The following is an 8,603-nucleotide window of genomic DNA, read 5'->3' as shown; positions in this document are numbered from 1 at the left end:
CCTACCCTGACGCCATGACCTCCCCCGACCGCGCCATGGGCGCCGTCCTCGGCTCCGCCGTCGGCGACGCCCTGGGGGCGCCCTTCGAGTTCGGCCTTCCCGGCGCCTTCCGTGACCGGTTCCCCGACGGCGTCGGGGAGCTGTGCGGGGGTGGCGGCTGGGATCCGGGTGAGGCCACGGACGACACCCAGATGGCCGTGCTCGTCGGGGAGTCGCTGCTCGAACGCGGCGGGCTCGATCTGCCCGACGTGTTCGACCGGTTCCGGCGCTGGGCGGCGGCGGACCCCAAGGACATCGGTCTCCAGACGGAACGGGTGCTGCTGGGCGGCGGTACGTGGGACCGGGCCGCCGCCCTGGACTTCCAGGTGGAGGGCCGCGGCGCGGGCAACGGCTGTCTGATGCGTGCCTCCACGTCCGCCGTCCACTTCGCTCCCCAGGGCCGCGCGGCCACCATGGAGGCCGGCCGCCGGCTCGCCGCCCTCACCCACGGGCACCGGGCCGCCTGGGAGGGCACCGCCCTCCTGCACGAACTGGTGCGGGTCGCCCTGCTCGGTGAGGACCCGCTGACCGTGGTTCCGGACGTCCTGGCCGAGGTGGGCGCGGATGAGCGGGAGCGCTGGGCCACGGTCCTGGCGCCCGGGTGGCGGCCGGAGGACGCGACCGAGTTCAACGGCGCCGTCTGGCCCTGTCTCGGCTCCGCCGTGTGGGCGCTGCGCACCACCGGGACCTTCGAGGAGGCCCTGGCGGCCGCCGTCGACCTCGGCGGGGACACGGACACGGTCGCGGCGGTCACCGGGATGCTGGCCGGCGCCGTGCACGGCGCCGGGGCGATCCCGGACCGATGGACGGCCACGCTGCACGTCCCGCTCCCCGGCTTCGGCGGCCGTGTCCTCGGCGCGGACGAGCTGCGCGCGCTGGCGTGTGCTCTCGGCGACGCGTGACCAGGCTCAGCCGGTCGTGGTGAGGCGCCTCACCTCCCTGTCCGGGATCGGATCGTGGCCAGGACCTCGCGGTCCGGCTGGAGGGTGAGGCTCGGGACCGGGCGTATCTCCTCGGGGTCCACGTCCAGGTCGTAGCGGCGGGCGAGGGCGGCGAGGACGAGGACGGCCTCGACGAGGGCGAAGCGGGTGCCGAGGCAGACGCGGGGGCCTCCGCCGAAGGGGTACCAGGCGTATTCGGGGATCTTCTCCGCCGGTCGGTCCTCGGCGTCGGCGAGCCAGCGCTCGGGGCGGAACGTGTCGGCGTCGCCGTACCAGCGGGGGTCGCGGTGGGTGGACCACTGGCTGGACCAGACGCGGGTGCCGGGCGGGATCGGGGTGCCGCCGAGGGTGGCGCCCTCCTTGGCGATGCCGGTGAGGAGCCAGATCGTGGGGTAGAGGCGGAGGGTCTCCTTGACGACCGCCTGGGCGTAGGTGAGGGAGGCGTAGTCGTCGTAGCAGGGCTCGTGGTCGGCGAGGACCCGGTCCAGCTCCTCGGTGAGGGTCCGCCTGACCTTCTCGTTGCGGGAGAGCAGGTACCAGGCCCAGACGAGGGCGGAGCTGGTGGTCTCGTGGCCGCCGATGTAGAGGGTGACCGTCTCGTCGCGGATCTCACGGTCGGAGAGGTGGGCGCCGGTCTCGTCCCGGGCGGTGAGGAGCCGGCTGAGGAGGTCGGGGCGGTCCTCGCCGCCGTCGCGGTGGCGGGAGACGATGCGGGCGACCTCGGCGTCGATGACGGCGGTGGCCCGCTTGACGCGGGCGCGCCCGGGGGTCGGGATCCAGTCGGGCAGGAGCGCTCCGATGCCGCTGAGTTCGGCTCCGATCTCCTGCTGGGCGACGTCCATGGCCCGGCCGATCGCCTCGGCGTCGGCGGCGGTGTCCGTGCCGAAGATGGTGCGGACGGCGATGAGTTGGGTGAGGGCCGCCATCTCCTTCTTGATGTCGATCCGCTGCCCGTCGGTCCAGCGGTCGGCGAGGGCGACGGCGCACTCCGCCATGGTGGCCGCGTAGGAGCGGACCTGCTTGGGGCGGACCGAGGGCTGGACCAGGGAGCGCTTGCGGCGCCAGTCGCGGCCCTTGGCGACGACCACGCCGTTGCCGAGCAGGGTGCGGATGGCGATGCCCAGGTCGGGCTGGTCGAAGGTGTTCTCGACCTCGGTGAGCAGTTCTCCGATGGTGTCGGGGTGGGCGATGAAGAGGGCGGGGCTGGGGCCGAAGCGCCAGCGGACGAAGTCGCCCCGCTCACGGAGCCGTTCGAAGAAGGCGAGGGGGTCCTTCCCGAAGGCGGGGAGGTTGCCGAGGAGCGGCACTCCGCGTGGTCCCTCGGCGATGGTGATCCCGGTCTCGGTGCCGGCGTGCGTGGTCACGTACGTCCCCTCCCCCACTGGCTTTCGCTGTGTGTGGGTCCATGCAAGCGGACGGCCCGGGCCTCGCGCCAGCCCTGTGGACAACCGGCTGTGGACAACGCGGAGTGCGTACGGGAAGGGCCCGTGGTGTGTCCACCACGGGCCCTTCTCGGGTGATGTGAGGGCGTGTCAGCCGACGGAGCTGTAGGCCACCACGCCGCGCAGGAGGGACTCCACGGCCTTGCGCGCGTTCTTCGCGACCGTGCTGTTCTCCTTCGGTGCCGCCGCCGCGATCTGACCGAGGACGTCGATGACCTGCTTGCACCAGCGGACGAAGTCGCCGGCGGGCATCTCGGCCTCGCGCAGCACCTCGTCGAGGCTCTTGTCGGAGGCCCACTGGTAGGCGGCCCAGGCGAAGCCGAGGTCGGGCTCGCGCTGGCCGACGCCCTCCGCCTGGCTGATCTTGAACTCCTCCTCCAGGCCGTCGAGGCGGCCCCAGATGCGGACCATCTCGCCGAGCGCCGCCTTGGCCCGGCCGCCGGGCACCTTGGGCGCCACGGCGTCGTCGGCCTGCCGGGCCTCGAAGACGAGGGCGGAGACGCAGGCGGCGAGCTCGGCGGGGTCGAGTCCTTCCCAGACGCCTTCGCGGAGGCATTCGCTGGCGAGGAGGTCGAGTTCGCCGTAGAGCCGGGCGAGCCGCTTGCCGTTGTCGGTGACCTCGTCGGCGCGGAGGTAGTCGAGCTCGGTGAGGAGCGCGACGATCCGGTCGAAGGTGCGGGCGATGGTGTTCGTCCGGCCCTCGATGCGCCGCTCCAGCTGCCTGGTGTCGCGCTGGAGCCGGTGGTAGCGCTCGGCCCAGCGGGCGTGGTCCTCGCGCTCGTCGCAGCCGTGGCAGGGGTGGGCGCGGAGGGCGGCGCGCAGGCGGGCGATCTCGCGGTCGTCGGCGGCGCCGGAGCGCTGCTTGCGGTGCCGTTCGGGGTTGATGTGGCCGGCCTTGGAGCGCAGCGCGGAGGCGAGGTCGCGGCGGGACTGCGGGGAGCGGGGGTTGAAGGTCCTGGGAATGCGCATCCGCTCCAGGGCTTCCACGGGAACGGGGAAGTCGATGGAGGCGAGGCGCTTGACCTGCCGCTCGGCGGTGAGGACGAGGGGCCGGGGGCCGTCGTGGTACTCGAAGCCGCGGTGGCCGTTGGTGCGGCCGGCGGGGATGCCGGGGTCGAGGACGAGGGCGAGGCCGGCGAACTTGCCGGTGGGCACGTGGATGACGTCGCCGGGCTTCAGCTTCTCCAGGGAGGCGGCGGCCTGGGCGCGCCGCTGGGCGGCGCCCTGCTTGGCGAGTTCGGTCTCGCGGTCCTTGAGGTCGCGGCGGAGCCGCGCGTACTCCTCGAAGTCGCCGAGGTGGCAGGTCATGCCCTCGCGGTAGCCGCTCAGGCCCTCCTCGTTGCGCTGGACCTGGCGGGAGATGCCGACAACGGAGCGGTCCGCCTGGAACTGGGCGAAGGAGGTCTCCAGGAGTTCCCGGGAGCGGTGCCGGCCGAACTGGTCGACCAGGTTGACGGCCATGTTGTAGGAGGGCCGGAAGCTGGAGCGCAGCGGGTAGGTGCGGGTGCCGGCGAGGCCGGCGAGGTGCTCGGGGTCGAGGCCGCGCTGCCAGAGGACGACGGCGTGTCCCTCGACGTCGATGCCGCGGCGGCCGGCGCGTCCGGTGAGCTGGGTGTACTCGCCGGGGGTGATGTCGGCGTGCTGTTCGCCGTTCCACTTGACGAGCTTCTCCAGGATGACGGTGCGCGCGGGCATGTTGATGCCGAGGGCGAGCGTCTCGGTGGCGAAGACGGCCTTGACGAGGCCGCGGACGAAGAGCTCTTCGACGACCTCCTTGAAGGTGGGGAGCATGCCGGCGTGGTGGGCGGCGATGCCGCGCTCCAGCGCCTCCAGCCACTCGTAGTAGCCGAGGACGTGGAGGTCCTCGTCGGGGATGGCGGCGGTGCGGGCCTCGACGATCTCGCGGACCCGGAGGCGGGCGGCGTCGTCGTTGAGCCGGAGGCCGGCGTAGAGGCACTGCTGGACGGCGGCCTCGCAGCCGGCGCGGCTGAAGATGAAGGTGATGGCGGGGAGGAGTCCCTCGGCGTCGAGGCGCTCGATGACCTCGGGGCGGCCGGGGGTCCAGATGCGGGAGCGCTGGCGGCGCTCGCGCTCGCGGTCGGCCTCGCGGACCATCTTGCCGCGGCGGCGGTCGCGGGGGTTGTACGTCCGTGAGTTCTCGGTGCGGGCGAGGCGGAGGAGGTCGGGGTTGACCTCGCGGCGGGCGGCGCCGCGGCCGCCGTGGTCGGTCTCCTCCTCGAAGAGGTCGTACATCCGGCGGCCGGCGAGGACGTGCTGCCAGAGGGGGACGGGGCGCTCTTCGGAGACGATGACGTCGGTGTCGCCGCGGACGGTGTCGAGCCAGTCGCCGAACTCCTCGGCGTTGGACACGGTGGCGGAGAGGGAGACGAGGGTGACCGACTCGGGGAGGTGGATGATCACTTCCTCCCAGACGGCGCCGCGGAAGCGGTCGGAGAGGTAGTGGACCTCGTCCATGACGACGTAGCCGAGGCCGGAGAGGGCCTGGGACCCCGCGTAGAGCATGTTGCGGAGGACCTCGGTGGTCATGACGACGATCGGCGCGTCGCCGTTGACGCTGTTGTCGCCGGTGAGGAGGCCGACCTTGTCGGGTCCGTACCGCTTGACGAGGTCGGCGTACTTCTGGTTCGACAGCGCCTTGATGGGGGTCGTGTAGAAGCACTTGCGGCCCTGGGTGAGGGCGAGGTGGACGGCGAACTCGCCGACGATGGTCTTGCCGGAGCCCGTGGGGGCGGCGACGAGCACGCCCTTGCCCGCTTCGAGAGCCTGGCACGCCTCGATCTGGAAGGGGTCCAGACCGAACTCGTACATCTCTCGGAAGGGGGCCAGTGCGGTGGCCTGCTCTGCGTTGCGCGCGCGTGCGGCCGCGTACGCCTCGGCTGGGGTGAGGTCCTCTGTCATCTTGTCATCGAGCCTACCCGCCCCCTCTGACAGCCACGCGATCTTTATGGAGGGCTGTGGGAGGCGGCCGGGAACGGCGGAGGTCCCCTCGGACGGTGTCCGGGGGACCTCGCGGGCGGGCGGTGACCGCCCGTGACACCCGGTGGCGTCAGGTGATGTCGTCGTAGCCGCCGGTGCGGTGTGCGCGGGCTCCGTCGGTGTCGCCGGTGGCCTGCTCGGGCAGGGCGCGGGCGGTGGGGACGGGGTCGAGGGCGCCGACCGGTTCGGGGGTGAGGTCGAGTACGGACGCCTCGTCGTCGGAGAGCTGGGCGTCGGGGTCGCGGCGGGCCCGGCGCTTGTCGTTGAGGATCGAGAAGCCGACGGCGAGGAAGTACAGGACGATGATCGGTCCGGCGAGGGCGATCATGCCGAGCGGGTCGGTGGAGGGCGTGGCGACGGCGCCGAAGACGAAGGTGCCCATCACCATGGCGCGCCACCAGCCGGCCATGCGCTTGCCGGTGACCACGCCGGTGAGGTTGAGCATGATCAGCAGCAGGGGCAGTTCGAAGGCGAGGCCGAAGACGAGGACCATCCTGGTGGTGAAGTCCAGGAGGTCGTCGAGGGAGAGGAAGTTCGAGGCGACCTCGGGCGTGATGCTGATGAGGACGCGCACGCTGACGGGCATGATCAGGAACGCCGTGTAGGCGCCGGCCGCGAAGAGGGGGACGGCGACGGAGGCGAACCAGTACGTGTACTTCTTCTCGCTCTTGTGCAGGCCGGGCGCGACGAAGGCCCAGAGCTGGTAGAGCCAGACCGGGCTGGAGACGATGAGGCCGGCCAGCATGATCACCTTCACCGTGGAGGTGAACGGGGAGAGCATGGTCTGGTACGCGAGGACGACGCAGCGTCCGCCGGTGTTGTCGGACAGGGCGCTGTCCGGGGGGCACTTCGGTACGGGGGACGACAGAAGGTCCATCAGCTGCTGGCTGAAGAACGCCGCCACCACGGAGGCGACGACGACCGCCAGCATCGCCTTGGCGAGGCGATTGCGCAGCTCACGGAGGTGATCGGCGAGTGGCATCCGCCCCTCGGGATCCTTCTCCTTCTTCATGCGGGCAGACTTGGGCAACCCACGTCCTCATCTCGTGCGGGCAGGCCGCTGGGCGGCGTACGTGCGGGGCGGGCGGTTCAGCGCCGGCGGTGGGTCAGCGCTGGGTGGAGTCCGACGCCTCGGTCACGGGGCGGCCGCCGGTCACGTCGCCGGGGGCGGCCTTGATGGTGCGCGGGGCGGGGGCGGCCTGCTCGGCGGGCGCCTCGGCGGGGGCGGACTCCTGGCCCTCCGACTTCATGGCCTTCGCCTCGCTCTTCAGGATGCGGGCCGACTTGCCGAGGGAGCGGGCCATCTCCGGGAGCTTCTTGGCACCGAAGAGGAGCACGACGACCAGCAGGATGAGGCTGATCTCAAGGGGACCGATCTGACGGAACATGGCTGTGGTCTCTCTTCTCACCGAGGCGGCATGGGTGCGTGCCCGGCCGGTCGGACATGCGTCCGGCCACCGCGCTGTCTGCGATCGTAACCCGCAGGAGTAAACGTCGGGCAATGCCCGTGCATACTCGCGATTGCGTCCGAGGGGCCCTGATCAGGCCGGATCGGGGCGGGGCGGGGGGCCCGACTCAGGGCAGGGAGCGGCCGGTTCGGGCCAGTCCGGTGGCGGCGGTCTCCAGGTCTTCCGCGGCGCGCTGGATGCGCTGTGTGGTGACGGCCACTTGGCGGCCGAGGCGCCGGACCTCCAGGAAGACCTTGACGGCGAGGACGCCGAGGACGGCGAGGCCGAGGAAGCCGAGGGCGATCGCGAGCATGGGCCAGAGCATGGGCCGAGCCTAGCCGTTGGGGGGTGGCCGGCGGTCAGGCGGTGGTGTGGAGGCGGAGGGTGCGGACGCCGCCGCCGGTGAGGAGTTCGACGATGCGTTCGCCGGCGGGCTTGCGGACGGCGCTGCCGCACTCGGGGCAGGTGAAGGAGTAGAAGGTGGTGCGACGGCTGGCTCCGATGGCCAGGCGCAGGGCGCCGGCGGTGAGTTCGAAGCGGCAGCGGCAGTCGGGGCAGGCGGCTTTGAAGAGGACCGGACCCATCGACAGACCGGACATCACGGACATATCCCTCAACTCTCCCTGTCTCGAACTCCCTGGACCTTCCGGCACCCGCCCACCCGGCTCTCCGAAGACGTCCGGAGCGGGCCCTCGCGCCCCACCCCGCTCCCCGAAGACGTCCGCGGCGGGCTGAGCCGCCCCGCCCCGCTCCCCGAAGACGTACGGGGCAGCCTCACACGCCCTCGTACGCGGCGAGCGCGGCGGTCGCCGCCTCCCGGGCGCTGTCCGCGAGCCCGGCGGGCGAGACGATCCGCCCGTCGCTGCCGAGCCGCAGCGCGAGCCGCTTCAGCGAGGCCGGGTCGGGGGTGCGCAGGGTGATCCGCAGACCGCCGTCGGGCAGCTCGTCGGCCCGGTCGTGCGGGTAGTACTCGGCGACCCAGCGGCCGCCGGGACCGACCTCGACCACCACCTCCGGGTCGTCGGCCGAGGGCTGGACCAGCCCCTCGGAGAGGTCGCGCAGCTCCAGCTCCGGCGGCGCGGCGGCCTCCTCCAGGATCCGGATCTCGGCCACCCGGTCCAGCCGGAAGGTGCGGCGCGCCTCGGAGAGCCGGCACCACGCCTCCATGTAGGTGTGACCGACGGCGAAGAGGCGGATGGGGTCGACCTCGCGCTCGGTGAGCTCGTCACGGGCCGGCGAGTAGTAGCGCACCCAGAGCCGCTTGCGCTCGGAGATGGCCCGGTCGACCTCGGCGAAGACGCCGCCCTCGGACTCGAAGGTGACCGAGAGGCGGGCGCTGGCGCCGGCGGCCTCGCCGGCGGCGGCCTCCAGCTTGGCGGTGGCGCGCACCAGCGCGTCCCGGTCGCCCTCGCGCAGCCCGGGCAGGGTGGCGACGGCACGGGCGGCGACGAGCAGCGCGGTGGCCTCGTCGGCGGCGAGCCGCAGCGGCTCGGCGACGTCGTCCGGGTTGTGCCACCAGATCCGGTCGCCGTCGGTGTCGATGTCGAGGAGGTCGCCGCCCCGGAAGCTGGTGCCGCACATGGGCAGCACGTCCAGGTCGGAGATCAGCTCGTCCTCGGTGATGCCGAAGGCGCGGGCCACGTCGGCGACGTGGGCGCCGGGGCGCTCGCGGAGGTAGGTGACGAGGGAGAGCATCCGCCTCGTCTGGTCGATCGCGTTGGCAGCCATGCGGTTCG

8 protein-coding genes are annotated in these 8,603 nt (G+C 72.6%); 1 reads left to right on the top strand and 7 read right to left on the bottom strand.

Going from position 1 to position 8,603, the window contains the following annotated elements; all coding sequences use genetic code 11:
- Window positions 1–14: 14 nt before the first annotated feature.
- Window positions 15–941 (top strand): ADP-ribosylglycohydrolase family protein, encoded by a 927-nt coding sequence (locus IF73_RS0131940; protein ID WP_031013995.1) that lies wholly within the window; start codon window positions 15–17, stop codon window positions 939–941.
- Between the two features lie 29 nt (window positions 942–970).
- Here IF73_RS0131940 and IF73_RS0131935 read toward each other — a convergent pair whose 3' ends face one another.
- The 7 genes from IF73_RS0131935 to IF73_RS0131905 form a co-directional block, all read right to left on the bottom strand.
- Entirely contained in the window at window positions 971–2,344 is a 1,374-nt protein-coding gene (locus IF73_RS0131935) for a cytochrome P450 (RefSeq protein WP_031013994.1), read from the bottom strand.
- Window positions 2,345–2,512: 168 nt separating this feature from the next.
- On the bottom strand, window positions 2,513–5,341 hold the full coding sequence (locus IF73_RS0131930) for a DEAD/DEAH box helicase (protein ID WP_031013993.1): 2,829 nt from the start codon (window positions 5,339–5,341) through the stop codon (window positions 2,513–2,515).
- Between the two features lie 148 nt (window positions 5,342–5,489).
- A complete protein-coding gene (gene tatC, locus IF73_RS0131925; protein WP_051717517.1) occupies window positions 5,490–6,401 on the bottom strand; it encodes a twin-arginine translocase subunit TatC in 912 nt (303 codons plus the stop codon).
- A gap of 124 nt (window positions 6,402–6,525) precedes the next feature.
- On the bottom strand, window positions 6,526–6,807 hold the full coding sequence (gene tatA / locus IF73_RS0131920; protein WP_031013991.1) for a Sec-independent protein translocase subunit TatA: 282 nt from the start codon (window positions 6,805–6,807) through the stop codon (window positions 6,526–6,528).
- Window positions 6,808–6,994: 187 nt separating this feature from the next.
- Window positions 6,995–7,192: a hypothetical protein gene (locus IF73_RS0131915; protein ID WP_031013990.1), complete on the bottom strand. Its 198-nt coding sequence runs from the start codon at window positions 7,190–7,192 to the stop codon at window positions 6,995–6,997.
- A gap of 34 nt (window positions 7,193–7,226) precedes the next feature.
- Window positions 7,227–7,475 carry a hypothetical protein gene (locus IF73_RS0131910; protein WP_031013989.1) on the bottom strand — a complete coding sequence of 83 codons (249 nt, stop codon included), beginning with the start codon at window positions 7,473–7,475 and terminating at the stop codon, window positions 7,227–7,229.
- Between the two features lie 166 nt (window positions 7,476–7,641).
- On the bottom strand, window positions 7,642–8,595 hold the full coding sequence (locus tag IF73_RS0131905) for a helix-turn-helix transcriptional regulator (protein ID WP_031013988.1): 954 nt from the start codon (window positions 8,593–8,595) through the stop codon (window positions 7,642–7,644).
- Between the last annotated feature and the right edge of the window lie 8 nt (window positions 8,596–8,603).

The organism is Streptomyces sp. NRRL F-5727 (assembly GCF_000719555.1).
GTDB lineage: Bacteria > Actinomycetota > Actinomycetes > Streptomycetales > Streptomycetaceae > Streptomyces.
The sequence above is the reverse complement of the archived record's forward strand: the minus strand, read 5'-3'. Positions and strand labels throughout refer to the sequence as shown.